Origin of the sequence: Winogradskyella marincola (assembly GCF_029624125.1) — a bacterium.
Classification (GTDB): domain Bacteria; phylum Bacteroidota; class Bacteroidia; order Flavobacteriales; family Flavobacteriaceae; genus Winogradskyella; species Winogradskyella marincola.
Map to the genome: position 1 here is coordinate 240,632 of NZ_JARSBN010000006.1, position 14,425 is coordinate 255,056.

Below are 14,425 nucleotides of genomic sequence, written 5' to 3' on the forward strand. Positions count from 1 at the left end.
TGTATAAAATATGATTTTTGTCATATAACACTTTAATTATCATGCAACCATCTAAACACAAAACACTTAAAACAAATACACTCTAAAAACACCCTTTTTTAATTAATATTTATAGTATCTTCTCTTCTTCTTTTTTAAAAGATTAATCTTTCTCTATTTGCATTGGAAGTCTTATATCCTTAACTTTACTAAAAACAAAAAAACAGAAATGAAATACTTAAAATTTACATTATTATCATTAGCTATTATTACTTTTACTGCTTGTAAAAATGATAAAACAGAAGCTAAAGGCTCTAAAGAAAGCAAAGTGGTATCAACACCATTATATGTAGCAAAACCTGAAGCCACTACTGTAAGTTGGACGGCTTATAAAACCACCGAAAAAACACCTGTTGGAGGGCAATTTACAACTGTAAATTTTGAAGAAAAACAAGGTAGTACACCAGCAGAAGCTCTCAATAATTTAGAATTTTCTATACCTATAAGTAGCTTATTTACCAAAGACGAATCTAGAGACGCTAAAATTAAAACCTCATTCTTTGGTGCTATGCTAGATCCTGAATTGATTGGCGGAACAATAAAACACGAAAATGGCAAATACACAGCATCAATTACTATGAATGGTGTCACTAACGATTTACCTCTAGATGTAACCATTACTGATGAAAGACGTGTAAAAATGACAACAGTAATGCAACTTAAGGATTGGAATGCTTTAGAGGCATTAGCTGCACTTAATGAAATATGTTTTGAACTACACAAAGGAGCTGATGGTGTAAGCAAAACATGGGAAGAAGTTGCCATTGAGGTAAACACTTACTTAAGAAAAGAATAACTATATTTATTAACTCAAATAAAAACATTAACAAAAAATAACTAGAGCTATTGCAGTAATAATCCTTCCTCTTGTCTGCAAAAATTCTAAGCAAGTCGCGTATGACCGAATTAGATACATTAGTACAGCAATTTCAGTCTAAAAATCAAGTTGCGTTCAAAAAACTATATGGTATGTATAGCAATAGCATACATGGTGTAGTTTTTAACATTGTAAAAGATACTGACATTGCTGACGAAATTATGCAAGATGTCTTTATAAAGGCATGGCATAAAGCAGACACCTATTCTTCAAAAAAAGGACGCTTTTTTACGTGGATACTAAACATAGCACGTAATGCAGCAATAGATATGACGAGGTCTAAAGCCTTTAAACAATCTAAACAAAACCTCAACTCCGATTATTTCGTAGATAGTATAACAAGCAATGATAATTTAGATAGTAGCACAGATGCTATCGGAATTAAAAAATTTGTGACAAACCTTGGTAAAAAATGTAAAGATGTTATAGAACTACTTTACTTTAAAGGTTTTACACAAAAAGAAGCTTCAGAAGAATTAAAAATGCCAATAGGCACAATAAAAACACGAAATAGAAACTGTATTCAACAATTAAGGGATATGGTATTGTAACATGGATATAAAAGCATATATAGAATCGGGTATTTTAGAACTTTACGTAGCTGGTACACTTTCTGAAAAAGAAAATCAAGAGGTGTATGAGCTCATTCAGCAACACCCAGAAATATTACAAGAAGTTCTAGAAATAGAAGCCGCTGTTGTAAAACTTACGGCTGCTGTATCTCCTCATGCTATAGATTTTGAATCGTTTAAAGAAAAACTAAACACAGATACTAAAGTTGTAGATTTAAAACCAAGAAAACCAAATTGGATTTCTTACACAGGTTGGGCAGCTTCTGTTTTACTTGCTGGTGGTTTGCTATGGACACTTAACAACAAAAACAAAGTTGAAGAAGAGTTGCAAACTGTTTCTACAGAAAAACAATATCTCGAAATACAAATTGAAGAAGCCAGAGGCGATCTTGCAGCTACCAAAAACTTGTTAGATGCCATTAGAAATAAAGATATTATTGCAGTACCTCTAGGTGGCCAAGGCGATTATGCTGCTACCTATGCTAAAGTATATTGGAACAAAGCTGACGATACCATTTATCTAGATGGAGAAGGTTTACCAAACGCACCTGAAGGTAAAGTATGGCAAGTATGGTCTTTAACACTAAATCCGTTAACACCTACAAGCTTAGGTACTATTGACGACTTTAATACGGATGATAACAAAATATTTACCATTGCCAATGCTAACGAAAGTCAGGCCTTTGGTATAACCTTAGAGCCAGCAGGTGGTAGCGAAAGCCCAACGATGGAACAACTTTACACGCTTGGTGTTGTGGCTTCTGCTCCATAAAAATACGTATCCTTACGTATAAAACGGACCTCTTTATTTAGCTATCTTTATACAAGATAAACCAATCTCAAAACTTGGTTTATCCCGTGATTTTAACAAATAAAACCATATATTCGTTGATATATAACAAGTTGCAAGTAATAGCGGAAACCACTCAAACTCGAATAATTTGCGGTTCGAAACTCTTGAGTTTTAAAGTGGAGAAAAATGGAATTTCAAAAGTGCTGAACAGTCTCTCGCTCGTGAAAAATTCAAATCGGAATTTATCTTATTTATGGAATTTTAAAACGTGTGAATTAACTCAAAGTCGGAAACCAAAATTGCGGAAATCTTACTCGAAGTCGGAATTAGCAAGTTTGCGGAATTTAGCAAAATCCAGAAAATCTGAATGGTGGAAAAATAACTCAAATGTGGAATTATAAAAAGATTGAAAAAAAATAAATCGGAATTATAAATTTAAAAAAACTACTACTTGCAACACCGTGTATAAAAAATTGCTTAATTTTAGCTTAAACTAAAGTTTGTTGCATTTTTATAAACTTTGATTTTCCTGCGGAAAATCTGCCGTTCATAGAAACGCAACTTTCCATAACACAAACACGTTAGGTGCAAGCCAAAAGACCAACCAGCCAATATTTATGATCAGGATTATTGAAATCGAAAATATAAAAGGAATTGACCAAAAAACCTTCGACCTTGGAATTTATCCCAACAAACCAAGTCTACTTGTTGCGCCAAATGGATTTGGAAAAAGCTCGTTAGCTACTGCATTTAATTCAATGAATAGTAGAAGAATTACACTTGCAGAAGATGATTTACACGCCGAAAATGATGCGAATCTACCACGAATAGCAATTGAATACATTGATGTAAATGGAACAACACATAATTTAGAGGCAACCAATAATTCTAATACGATAAGCTCACACTTTGACTATTTCGTGATAAATAACTTAACTAAACCAAAAGGAATTGGTTCACGTTTCGGTAATGCAACGGCTAGATTAGAAATAAAGGATGTTGTTTTAGTTGATAGAATTCCTGCAAATACGCAATTCGGGTATTCATATAGAAATAATCAAGCTGATTTCGGTAACTGTGGTAAGGTTCTTCCAAATGTCAATTCTGTTTTAACAAATTTAGTTTTGGTAGAAAAATTAAGTGAAAACTACCAAGCATTACAACGTGCAAATGGAAATAGAATTCAACAAAGACTAAATCTCATAATCGACTCAATAAATGCTCAAGATTCAACAGCAACAGCTAATGTATTAAACAATTGGGTTTCTTTAAACTGTTTAGAAGATTTAAAACAGATTGAATATTTAAACACGATTGGGAATTTAATTAATGAGTTTGATATTGGTTACAATTGTGAAACCAAAAGCTATTTGGCAGCTATTCAAATAATTTCACTTTATAACAACGACCCAAATAATTTTAAAGCTGCTTGTACTTTTAGTAATTACCGTTTAGACAAGCAACGTTTCGACCAAACTCTTGCAACTTTTAATTGTACTTGGAAAAATATTAGCACAAGTCAGACAGGTGGAAAACTAGTAGTGAAATTTCCACAGGCGATACATATTTCTAATGGTCAAAGGGATATTTTGACATTTATATCAATGCTATTTAGAGCTAAAAGACATTTAAAAAAAGGTGCAAATATTTTAATAATTGATGAAGTATTTGATTATTTAGATGACGCAAATCTAACAGCTGCTCAATATTATATTACTCAATTCATTAAGGATTACAAACTTGCTGACAAAAGGATTTATCCATTAATATTGACACATTTAAATCCTAATTATTTTAAAAATTTCACATTTAGTAATCAAAAGGTCTATTATCTCAACAAGTCCAATATTCAAATTGCACAAGGAATAATTAATCTTTTGAGAAATAGAGATGATTTAACCATCAAAGATGATGTGTCTAAATATTTACTTCATTACGACCCAGGAACAATTGACAAGCGTAATGAATTTAGAGCATTAAGCATACCTGAGCTTTGGGGAGAAAATGACAATTTCAAAAATCACTTAAATAATGAAGTTCAAAATTATTTATCTGACCAACCTTACGACCCATTTGCTGTATGTGGTGGTTTACGAATAAGAATAGAAGAAATTGCTTATAACAAACTTCAAAGTCCTGATGCCAGAACTGCCTTTCTAGAAACTCATAAAACTAGAAGTAAATTAGAAAAAGCAGAAGAAATGGGTGTTACCTCACCAGAATCTCACTATTTATTAGGAATCATATATAATGAAGGAATGCATTGGAAGTTGAACCAAGATAATGTATCACCAATCGCAGCTAAACTGGAAAACTTAACAATCAAAAAATTAATTGCTGATGTGTTCGCTTAAGAGAAATATGGAGAAAGGCCAGCACCTAACAATGTATAACCGCAATTACGGCGGATTCGACTACGTCCGAATCCACTCGGAATTGCTAACGTCAGTACCAAACCGAAAATTAACGCATATTAACCCGTAACTGACGGTTATACGAGACCGTTAGCCACAAGCAAAAAAAAATTACGTTCCAATTTAAAGTTTTACCTTTGTAGAAAAAAATAATGGCTGATAAAGCATTCATAACATCTGAAATACTAAAGTGGGCTAGAAAGTCCGCTAAAATTTCTGTGGAAGATGCTGCCAAAAAAATTTCTGTATCGCCCGAAAGGTATTTAACTTGGGAAGATGGAATTGATTTTCCAACTATTCGACAAGCGAAAATCTTAGCGAAAAGTTTTAGAAGACCTTTTTCGTTATTTTTCTTGCCTGAGGTACCAAAAGATTTTCATCCACTTCAAGACTATAGAAGAGATGACTCTCAGGAATTGGATACAGCTTCTTTATTTATAATCCGAGAAGTTCAAGAAAAACAAAATTGGATAAGTCAACTATTTGAAGAAATAGGAGAAAATACACTTCCATTTGTTGGTAAGTATTCTATTAACGATAATCCAGAGGTTGTTGCAAAAGACATTTTAGATACATTAAAGATTAATCCGAGTGATTATAAAAAAACACCTATTTCTGAATGGATAGATAAAGCAGAAAGTGCAGGAATATTTATTTCTCGTGCAAGTTTCTTACACTCAAGATTAGTCTTAGATAGAGATTTAATTCAAGGATTTGCAATTGCCGATAAATATGCACCTTTTGTTTTTGTAAACTCAAAAAACTGGAATGCACCACAACTTTTCACGCTTGTCCACGAATTAGCTCACATTTGGATAGCAAAATCAGGTGTGTCAAATGAAATAGAAATTGATTTTACAGACAAACCAAAATCAAAATTTCATCCTGTAGAGTTATTTTGCAACCAAGTTGCAGCCAACGCTTTAATGCCTAAAGAATTAATAACTCAACTTGGAAATGATACTTTTGAATCAAATAATAAGATTTTTAAACAATCAAAAGAGCTTGGAATAAGTTCGTTTGCTTTTTTAGTTCGTGCATTAAACTTAGATTTAATTTCTCAATCCGAATACAAGTCTTTAAAACAAGATGCACAAAATGAATTTGAAAAGTTTTTAGAAAGAGAAAAAATTAAAAAAGAGAAACAAAAAGAACGAAAAGGAGGTCCTGATGCTTATCTACTTCGTTTAAATAAAAACAGCAAACTATTTACAAGAATAGTTATGGACTCTTTTAATAATGGCTCGCTATCACCTTCAATTGCTAGTAATCTGCTTAATACTCAGATAAACAAATTTCAAAAATTCGAAAAACTACTTGCCTAATGTTTAAAAATGAAAAAGTAGTTTACTGTATTGATGCTAATATTCTTATTCAAGCTTGGCAAAAATATTACTCACCCGAAATTTGTCCATCATATTGGGAAGTATTAAATGATTTAGGTAAAAAAGGAATAATATTTATTCCAGAATTGGTTTACGAAGAAATTGAGAATGGAGAAGATAACCTATCAGATTGGTTAAAGAAAAGTGATATTCCAATTAGAAAAATTGATGGAGAAGTAACAAATCATCTAAAACAAATATATTCATCTAATCCAAATCATAAATACTTAGTTTCAAGTAACGGAATTCACTCAAAAGCTGACCCTTGGGTTATTGCACACGCTATGAAAGAAAATGCAATCGTAGTTACAAAGGAAACGAAAGACTATTTTAAAAAACAAACGAAAATTAAAATACCTCACGTTTGCGACAATATGAATGTTAAGTGGATAGATGATTTTGAATTTATTAGAAATTTGAATATTAAATTTACTTGTAAATCGGAATAATGCCAGATGGCTAACACCGTATATAATTTATTGCTGGCTTCTTGCCTACTTGCGAAAGTCCTCGCGGACTTTCTTTGTCCGTAATTATTTACTAAATTAGGTGCTTAAACACGCAACAAACCATATACAAACACGTTAGCAGCAATTTGACAAAAAATGTGAGTTCAAGAAACGAAATAGAAAGAATAGTATTTTACTCAAAAGAGGATATGGCTACAAATCATAACCTTTTTAAAGCAGAAAAATTATTAAACAATTTCAATTCCAATAAAATATTAACATTGAACGACTTACTTGAATTCTACAATGTTAAATTACATTTTGACAACGACCTATTTTTGCCTAAATGGAATAAATCTGACCGAGAAAAGTATAATCAAATCGTAGAGGAAAATTGGTCCTCACTAAAAAAAAGATTCCTAAAAATTAACGACCTAAACATTGAGGAAATAATAAAGGAATTAGAATATCAATATAAAAGTAACTTTTGGGAGTTAGTTAATAAGCTAAGTATCTATAAAAATGTATCTCATCCGATATTTGGTAGTATTCTCGAAAATTTTTCTTCCCAAATAAATTACATACTGCAACAAAAGAATATTGTTGAGAAATTCAATAAAGTAATAAGGGATTTTTTGCTTAATCATAAATATTCCGCTGAAATTTTATTGTCTCAATTTGAAGAAAAGAAAAGTGACAGAAATTCACCAAGATTCTATTTCCCAAAAAGCCTAAGTTTATCAGATAAAGAAGAAATTATAAGTATTTACTTAGACCGTGAAGATTCCAACTTGAATTACGTAAGACTTGCACAGAAGTCAAAAGATTCAAATGATTTAAAACTTTCTGACAAAACTAGATACAAAGCAAAGAAAAAGGCTGAAGAACAAAACAATAAAATACTAGAAAAAGGGCATACTTGGAATATAAGAGTACAAGGTGGACTTAGTAAAGACCAAGAAGAACCAGTAATATTTAAAAACGAAAATGGATTAATAGAAGCTACTTACAGCGAAAAGTATTTTGATGGTATTAAAAACCAAGTAGATTTATTTAAAGTGTTTAGTCACCTATTCAATTACACTGATGAAACCTCATTAATATACTTAGTGAGTAAGCCAAGTGAATTAGATGTTATGGAACGTGTGATGGGTTTGAAATCCAAAAATGAGTATGAAATAGGAGAAGTTTTTATTAGAAAAGAAATGCTCTCTATTTTACAATTACATCTCATTGAAAATTATTTAAAAAGAAATGACAGCGGAATTGAGCAAGTAATTAATTCATTTATCTCACACATAAACGAATTACTTGAACCAAATAACATGATATTTCAAGTCAGAGTTTCAAACTCGCCTGAATTAGACAAAATCCGAACTCTTTTACCTGATTTTGACTTTTTATTAAAGCAATACAAAAATTTAGCTGATGATGGTACTATTAATATAGAGCTTCTTCAAGTAAGCTCAAAACCAATAGGGTTTAGTCAAATTACCAGTCAAAATAAAAGAAAATATGTTTATTCAAATGACAAACTAATTCTGCAACTCAAGCACATATTTTTTTCAGACCAAAGTCATATATACTATACAGAAACTTTTGGAACAAAACACACGAACTTATTTGATTTATTGACAAAGGAAAGAGTAAACCTAGACGATTTTGCTAACTATCAAAAAGACACAATTCAAAGTTTAGTTAAAGACGGTTATCTAAGAATCAACAAAGAAAATAATGTAGAAATAGATAAAATCACTTTTATATATATCATTAGAGAAATTCATAGAAATGAATTATTGAGTTATTGGCATTATCCAAAATTCGTAAGAGACGAAATGGACTTGTTAATTGAGAAAAAAATATTGTTTACCGAAAACACTTTGTTTTCTAAAGAAGAAGTAAAATATCTTAATTTCTATCTAAACCAAAAGATATATACAAACGGTTATGATTTGAGAAATAAATATTCACACGGAACAAATACTCAATCTGAGCAAAAACATAAAGATGACTATTATTTAATACTCAAAATAATTATTCTTACCTTGTTAAAGATTGAAAATGATATAATTATTAATAAAAAAACAGCTGCTAACAATGGCTATAAGTAATTGCTTGTTCTCGCCTACTTCTGAAAATCCTCTCGGATTTTCAGTTTGGTGTGTACTTGCAAAGTTAATCGCTAAACCACGCAACTACTCATAGCCGAGACCGTTGGCATTAATTCCCTCAAACTCTTAATAATGAAGAAGGCATTAGTCATAATTGTATCAATATTAATTACCTCTTTCAACGGTGATAATAATATTACTATTGACAAAAAGGAGGCCTTAAAAGCATTTGATTTGCTTAATAATATTAGAGTAAATCCAAAAGAATATGAAAATATCTTCCCATTCTTAAAGGATGCAAAAGTTCAAAAAACAAAGTTGGTGTGGAATGATACTTTAGCACTTGTAGCTGAAAAAAAAGCATTTGATATGGCAGACAGAAACTTTTATGCTCATGTTGACCCATCTGGATATGGAATTAATCATTATATAAATAAAAGTGGATATAAACTAAACGCTGATTGGCTAGAAGACAAAAAAGCTAACTATTTTGAGTCTATCGCTGTCGATACACCTGATGGATATTCTGCCATATCCATCTTTATAAATGACCATGGAGTTCCTTCTCTCGGACATAGAACACATTTACTAGGACTTGATGAGTGGAATGCATCTTTAAAAGATATTGGAATTGGATTTGTAAGGCGCGAAATAGGTAGTGACCATAAAATTTATGTCTGTCTAATAATTGCAAAACATGAATGGTAAAAAACTAATGCCAACAATGGCTATAGTTCATTGCTTCGGATTTTCTGCCGAAAATCCTCGCACTTTTACTAACTTGGTTTCTTAATCGGAAAATCCTCGCGGATTTTCACGCAACGAAACCATAGCCGAGACCGTTAGCAGCAAGTTAAGAAAACAACCGTGAACAGTATAAGTACATTAAGAACAATCAATAGAGAATTAGGATATAATTCATTAACCGATTATGTCGGAATTGAAATCCCAATTGATATATCAAAAAGCGGAGAACAAATTGCAGAGAAAATAAAGATTCTCGTAGAGGAAAATTTAAATATTCAAGTCAAGTCGAATAAAAGTAACAGTATAAAAGGAACAATTGCGAAATATGGCTTGATTGACATAAACTTTGAAATAGAATATAAAGCCAAATCTAACTCGAATAACGGAATTCAAGTATTAAAGGAAAATGGTTGGATTGATAAAGAATCAGCTTCTGAATTTGAAGATAATTCAATTCTTGAAGATATTGTGACTGAACTGAACGAAAATAAAAACTATTTAAAAGTATACGCAGTTTCTACAAATCAAAAAGAAAAGTGGTTTAAAGAGAAATCATATTTATTAAAACAACTTATGAATGGAGAAAAGATTGAACCAAAACCTAATGACAAAATAATTACATTTAAGATAAAAGATATGTGCATAACCAATTACTCGGGAATTTGGTTGTGGAAATATTTCTATATGTAAATTATTAAAAACCAGCTGCTAACAATGGCTATAAGTAATTGCTTGTTCTCGCCTACTTCTGAAAATCCTCGCGGATTTTCAGTTTGGTATATACTTGCAAAGTTAAGTGCTAAACCACGCAACTACTCATAGCCGAGACCGTTGTGTAACATTACAAAAAAACCGAAAACTGAATGAAAATATTTCCTGAAATCGACTATTTTATTGAATTAAATGATGATTGTTCGTTAGCAATTTCGGAATTAGTAAATCAAACATTATCGAAAGAACAGTTCGTTGCGAATTGGAATAATCAGACTTTCATCGGAAAAATTGAAAAGAATGAATTTGAAGTTAAACTTTCAAAAAAAATAATTGGTGAGTTTTGTTTTCTGAAAGGGAAATTGAAAAATGAAAAGGGGACGTTGAAAATACGAACTGGTAGAATTTTTAAAATCATATTTGTTACGATAGTTCTATTTACTCTTTCTGGAATAGTTACAGCAATAGTACAAAACAAACTAGAACTGATATTTCATCTTGTTATGACTATTTTAATAATGAGATTTATTTTTTTAGAACTAGGGTTTAGAATTATTTCAAACATCGGAATAAATAAATTGACTGAAATAATCGGAATAAAAGAATTAAAAAAAACGTTGCACAACAATGTATAACCGCAATTACGGCGGATTCGACTACGTCCGAATCCACTCGGAATTACTAACGCTAGTGAACAAAAGAAAATAATAACTAATTTAACCCGCAACTAACGGTTATACGAGACCGTTAGGCAAAATTTAAAACGAACCGTAAAGAATGAAAGAATTAGAATATATTAACGTTAGAGAGAAGATTAAAGATTTATCTCTTAATAATGGAAATGGATTAATATTTCTGCCTTATAATTTTGAAAGTGCAAAAGACGTTAAAGAATTTATTTATGATGATTCTGTTAAGGTAGTAAATAAGCTTTGGCGTAGCGAAAATATAAATATAGAAAGACTAGAAAATGATATTTCGGAAACAAAGTATTATCAAGAAAATGATATAACTTGGATTGGACCAACTGTGTTTATTGCTTATTCATTCTGGTCTGAAAATCCAAACTTAATGGCTGTAGGTCTATCTGTCGTTGCTAACTATTTAACCGATTTTTTTAAAGGCAAAACTGGTTCGCCAAAAATAAAATTAGAATATATAGTCGAGAAGAATCCAAAGAAAAAATCTAAAAACGTAAGATTCAGTTACGAAGGAGATATTCAAGGATTGGACAAATTACCAAAAATTCTAGAAAAGTTAAAAGATGAATAACAAGCTACTCGAATTTCGAGACATTGCTGACAAAGTGTTTAAAAATGAAGGTAAGTTTTTAAACTTTACATCAAGTGATGAAGACAAGAAGAAAGCAATAGAAAGTTTAAATGATTTAAAAGAAAAAGCCGAAGAAGAAAAATATAACGCTATTAAAATTTCTGATAACGATTTGGCTAATGGATTTGCAAGTTTTGAGCTTGTAATCGAATCTATGAAATCTGAATATAAGATGTGGTTATCACTAAACGAAAAAGACTACAATAAGGCTTGGGACTTTTTAGTTGATGCACAAGATTTTGCCATTTTATCTATGCAGGCTCATAATGTTAATGGTCATTTAGATAAGTACAACCAAAGATTGCTAATCATAGAAAAATTACTATTCCCACCACAACTATTTTTTAGTGACAGAACTATTGTTTCAAAAAGTTCTTGCACTATTTGCAATAAAGATATGCAAGAATGCGAACACATAAAAGGTAAATTCTATATGGGAATTCAATGTTGTGAAAGAGTGGAAAAAATTGAATCTATTGAAGGAATTGACATTGTTAAAGAACCTGCTAATAAAAAATGTAGAGCAATTTTCTGAAAAAAACTTTGCCTAACAACGTATATAAAAAATAGCGGGTTAACCTATTAAACGAAACAAAATGAATAAATTAAAGGTCTGTTATAAACCGAAAAGTTAGTGCTTAAAATTCGCTACTTTTCATATACAAGACCGTTGTACCCAATTTGAGAAAATAGTGACTGAAACACAAAAATTAAATAATACAACATCAAAAGAATGGTTAAATTTAATAACCGAATTCTTATCAAATGGTAATTCTAAATCGACAAGAGCTACTTCTGAATTGTTAGGTACTGAAAATACAAAATATCAGAGAAAAGAGCGTGGATCGAAATTCCTAATTCCTAAAAACACGAATCTGAATTACATTGCTATAAATCCAGACTTAGACGAAACTGAAACCGACAAACCCATTACATACTTAGCGTTTAGCGGAGAAAAACTGAATTTGAAACTGAATTACCTAACTGAATTGTTTCCTAATGTTGATTTGGTTGAAAACACTTACGATGGCGGAATTCAGTTGTTTTTTAACCCTGTAGATAAGCGATTTGATTTTACAGCAGTGTCTTGTCAAATTTATACTGACTATAAAAGTCTAGACGAACTTACCGATTTGAATATTAATGGAATTTCATTTATGTTTAAGCCTAATAAATTAAAAACAAGAGCTGGATATACAATGACTGAATAAAAACTGGGTACAACAACGGCTATAATCCATTGCTACTGAAATTCCTATCGGAATTTCATTGCAATTTTGTTATCTTTCGGCTATGGTGGAAAGAATCCTGCGGATTTTTCCGCAACGTATCATAGCCAAAAACGTTCTACACAATTTAAAAAAAACATTGTGATTAAATGAAAAGCGTTACTAATAAAATCATTTTGCTCACTTCAATCTTTCTGATTTTGACAATCGGAATAGTGGCTTTTGTGTATAGCCAAGCTGAACGGAATGAGTTTGTTTGTGCAACTGAAATCCCACAACCTATTTGTGGAAACGCATTTAGCGAAAAAGCAAAAGAAGGGAGAAATCTATTTAATGCAAATTGTGCGGCTTGTCATAAATTATATAAAAAAATGGTCGGTCCAAGTTTAAAAGGACTTGTACAAAATGGACGCTATCCATCAAAAGAATATTTTTATGAATATGTGCGTAATGAAAATAAACTGATTGAACAAAATGATGAATATGCAAAAGCGATAAATGATGAATATTCTCGTGATTATTCGCACGAATTTGAACTAACGGATTTAGAAGTTGAACAAATTTTAGAATATATAAGTGAGTAAGACGCAAATTTTAGGATTAGCAACGTTTACATTAAGTCATATATTTTTGATACTTAATTTTGTGTTTGATAGTTCGACTGGCGATTTTATTTATTTTACATTGCGTGGGGATTTGGAATTATAAGTGTGATATCAAACATATTCCTTGCTGATAAAATCGGAATTAAAACTTGGATTTTAGTCATATTTACAATCAACGGAATATTTTGGTTTTTCCCACCATTATTAATAACGTTTTTTGGAATTCCGTTTTTATTTATCTTCTTTGTGATAGCAATTTACATCCAAACTAAAGGTATAATTGCGGAAAATTGAGCGAGGTAAACTGTGTAGAACAATGTGTATAGCTCATTGCGGCTGAATTCCTAATCGGAATTCATTGCAATCTGCTATCTTTCGGTTACGCTGGAAAATCATAGTTTATTTTCCGCAACGAGCCATACACAAAAGCGTTGTACACCATATGAAAAACACATTCGTAACTATATTGACTTTAATCGGATTTTTAGCATTTGGACAAGAAAACAATCTTGACCGAATTGAGAATGAAGTAAAATCAATAGAATCGGATTCAACTCTTATGAAAATGAAATTTGACTTGGTTGAACTGACTGGAATTACAACTGATGGTGGCGGAATTCTAAAAGTCTGGCGGAATGATAAACAGATTTGTAAAATAGTGGAAGAAATCGGACTCTCTTATGGTCGAATTAGGACAATAATTTACCTGAATAACGGAAACCCAATTAAAATAATAGAAACCGAAGAAAACTTTGGACGCAAAAATGACGAATTGAATTACGAAGAGTTAAGCGAAGTCTATAGAGAAATAATTTACGTTTTTGATTGGGAGAATGACAATGCGGAAATAAAGCGGACTGGAAAACGGAATATGAGCGAAGCAAGTTGCTCAATGTATGAATTAGCTGAATCTGTTATGGAAAGAGCTGAAAAAGCTACAACGGAATGAAAAAAATACGGTGTACAACAATGTATAACCGCAATTACGGCGGATTCGACTACGTCCGAATCCACTCGGAATTGCTAATGCCAGTGCTAAACCGAAAATTAACGCATATAAACCCGTAACTGACGGTTATACGAGACCGTTAGGTGCAATTTGTATGAACGAACTTCAGAAAAATACAAAAGATAATATATCAGATTTTTTAAGTACAATTT

At 31.2% G+C, this 14,425-nt stretch carries 15 protein-coding genes; all 15 read left to right on the forward strand.

Annotated elements, in window-relative coordinates; all coding sequences use genetic code 11:
* The first annotated feature begins 208 nt into the window (after positions 1-208).
* The 15 genes from P7122_RS12365 (at position 209) to P7122_RS12435 (ending at position 14,213) form a co-directional block, all read left to right on the forward strand.
* Positions 209-835, forward strand: coding sequence for a YceI family protein (locus P7122_RS12365; protein ID WP_278006113.1), 627 nt, complete (start codon positions 209-211; stop codon positions 833-835).
* 101 nt (positions 836-936) lie between these two features.
* Positions 937-1,467, forward strand: a complete 531-nt coding sequence (locus tag P7122_RS12370) for an RNA polymerase sigma factor (RefSeq protein WP_278006114.1) — start codon at positions 937-939, stop codon at positions 1,465-1,467.
* Between the two features lies 1 nt (position 1,468).
* Positions 1,469-2,260, forward strand: a complete 792-nt coding sequence (locus tag P7122_RS12375) for an anti-sigma factor (RefSeq protein ID WP_278006115.1) — start codon at positions 1,469-1,471, stop codon at positions 2,258-2,260.
* Positions 2,261-2,898: 638 nt separating this feature from the next.
* The gene (locus P7122_RS12380; protein WP_278006116.1) at positions 2,899-4,635 is read left to right on the forward strand and encodes a hypothetical protein; all 1,737 of its coding nucleotides are present in this window, start codon (positions 2,899-2,901) and stop codon (positions 4,633-4,635) included.
* Positions 4,636-4,847: 212 nt separating this feature from the next.
* Positions 4,848-6,020, forward strand: a complete 1,173-nt coding sequence (locus tag P7122_RS12385; protein ID WP_278006117.1) for an XRE family transcriptional regulator — start codon at positions 4,848-4,850, stop codon at positions 6,018-6,020.
* On the forward strand, positions 6,020-6,529 hold the full coding sequence (locus P7122_RS12390) for a DUF4411 family protein (RefSeq protein WP_278006118.1): 510 nt from the start codon (positions 6,020-6,022) through the stop codon (positions 6,527-6,529). Before P7122_RS12385 ends, P7122_RS12390 begins: the two co-directional genes overlap by 1 nt.
* 158 nt (positions 6,530-6,687) lie before the next feature.
* Positions 6,688-8,640 (forward strand): hypothetical protein, encoded by a 1,953-nt coding sequence (locus tag P7122_RS12395; protein ID WP_278006119.1) that lies wholly within the window; start codon positions 6,688-6,690, stop codon positions 8,638-8,640.
* A gap of 132 nt (positions 8,641-8,772) precedes the next feature.
* A complete protein-coding gene (locus P7122_RS12400) occupies positions 8,773-9,348 on the forward strand; it encodes a CAP domain-containing protein (protein WP_278006120.1) in 576 nt (191 codons plus the stop codon).
* A 159-nt stretch (positions 9,349-9,507) separates the two neighbouring features.
* On the forward strand, positions 9,508-10,077 hold the full coding sequence (locus tag P7122_RS12405) for a hypothetical protein (protein ID WP_278006121.1): 570 nt from the start codon (positions 9,508-9,510) through the stop codon (positions 10,075-10,077).
* A 173-nt stretch (positions 10,078-10,250) separates the two neighbouring features.
* Positions 10,251-10,733, forward strand: a complete 483-nt coding sequence (locus P7122_RS12410) for a hypothetical protein (protein WP_278006122.1) — start codon at positions 10,251-10,253, stop codon at positions 10,731-10,733.
* Positions 10,734-10,875: 142 nt separating this feature from the next.
* On the forward strand, positions 10,876-11,370 hold the full coding sequence (locus P7122_RS12415) for a hypothetical protein (protein ID WP_278006123.1): 495 nt from the start codon (positions 10,876-10,878) through the stop codon (positions 11,368-11,370).
* Positions 11,363-11,965, forward strand: coding sequence for a hypothetical protein (locus tag P7122_RS12420; RefSeq protein WP_278006124.1), 603 nt, complete (start codon positions 11,363-11,365; stop codon positions 11,963-11,965). The genes P7122_RS12415 and P7122_RS12420 overlap by 8 nt, the downstream gene beginning before the upstream one ends.
* Positions 11,966-12,122: 157 nt before the next feature.
* Positions 12,123-12,641: a hypothetical protein gene (locus tag P7122_RS12425; RefSeq protein WP_278006125.1), complete on the forward strand. Its 519-nt coding sequence runs from the start codon at positions 12,123-12,125 to the stop codon at positions 12,639-12,641.
* Between the two features lie 167 nt (positions 12,642-12,808).
* Positions 12,809-13,243 (forward strand): c-type cytochrome, encoded by a 435-nt coding sequence (locus P7122_RS12430; RefSeq protein WP_278006126.1) that lies wholly within the window; start codon positions 12,809-12,811, stop codon positions 13,241-13,243.
* 463 nt (positions 13,244-13,706) lie between these two features.
* The gene (locus P7122_RS12435) at positions 13,707-14,213 is read left to right on the forward strand and encodes a hypothetical protein (protein ID WP_278006127.1); all 507 of its coding nucleotides are present in this window, start codon (positions 13,707-13,709) and stop codon (positions 14,211-14,213) included.
* Positions 14,214-14,425: the final 212 nt, after the last annotated feature.

Coding starts and splice junctions, on each gene's coding strand:
- P7122_RS12365 (WP_278006113.1), top strand. CDS start 209: ATGAAATACTTAAAATTTACATTATTATCATTAGCTATTATTACTTTT.
- P7122_RS12370 (WP_278006114.1), top strand. CDS start 937: ATGACCGAATTAGATACATTAGTACAGCAATTTCAGTCTAAAAATCAA.
- P7122_RS12375 (WP_278006115.1), top strand. CDS start 1,469: ATGGATATAAAAGCATATATAGAATCGGGTATTTTAGAACTTTACGTA.
- P7122_RS12380 (WP_278006116.1), top strand. CDS start 2,899: ATGATCAGGATTATTGAAATCGAAAATATAAAAGGAATTGACCAAAAA.
- P7122_RS12385 (WP_278006117.1), top strand. CDS start 4,848: ATGGCTGATAAAGCATTCATAACATCTGAAATACTAAAGTGGGCTAGA.
- P7122_RS12390 (WP_278006118.1), top strand. CDS start 6,020: ATGTTTAAAAATGAAAAAGTAGTTTACTGTATTGATGCTAATATTCTT.
- P7122_RS12400 (WP_278006120.1), top strand. CDS start 8,773: ATGAAGAAGGCATTAGTCATAATTGTATCAATATTAATTACCTCTTTC.
- P7122_RS12410 (WP_278006122.1), top strand. CDS start 10,251: ATGAAAATATTTCCTGAAATCGACTATTTTATTGAATTAAATGATGAT.
- P7122_RS12415 (WP_278006123.1), top strand. CDS start 10,876: ATGAAAGAATTAGAATATATTAACGTTAGAGAGAAGATTAAAGATTTA.
- P7122_RS12420 (WP_278006124.1), top strand. CDS start 11,363: ATGAATAACAAGCTACTCGAATTTCGAGACATTGCTGACAAAGTGTTT.
- P7122_RS12430 (WP_278006126.1), top strand. CDS start 12,809: ATGAAAAGCGTTACTAATAAAATCATTTTGCTCACTTCAATCTTTCTG.
- P7122_RS12435 (WP_278006127.1), top strand. CDS start 13,707: ATGAAAAACACATTCGTAACTATATTGACTTTAATCGGATTTTTAGCA.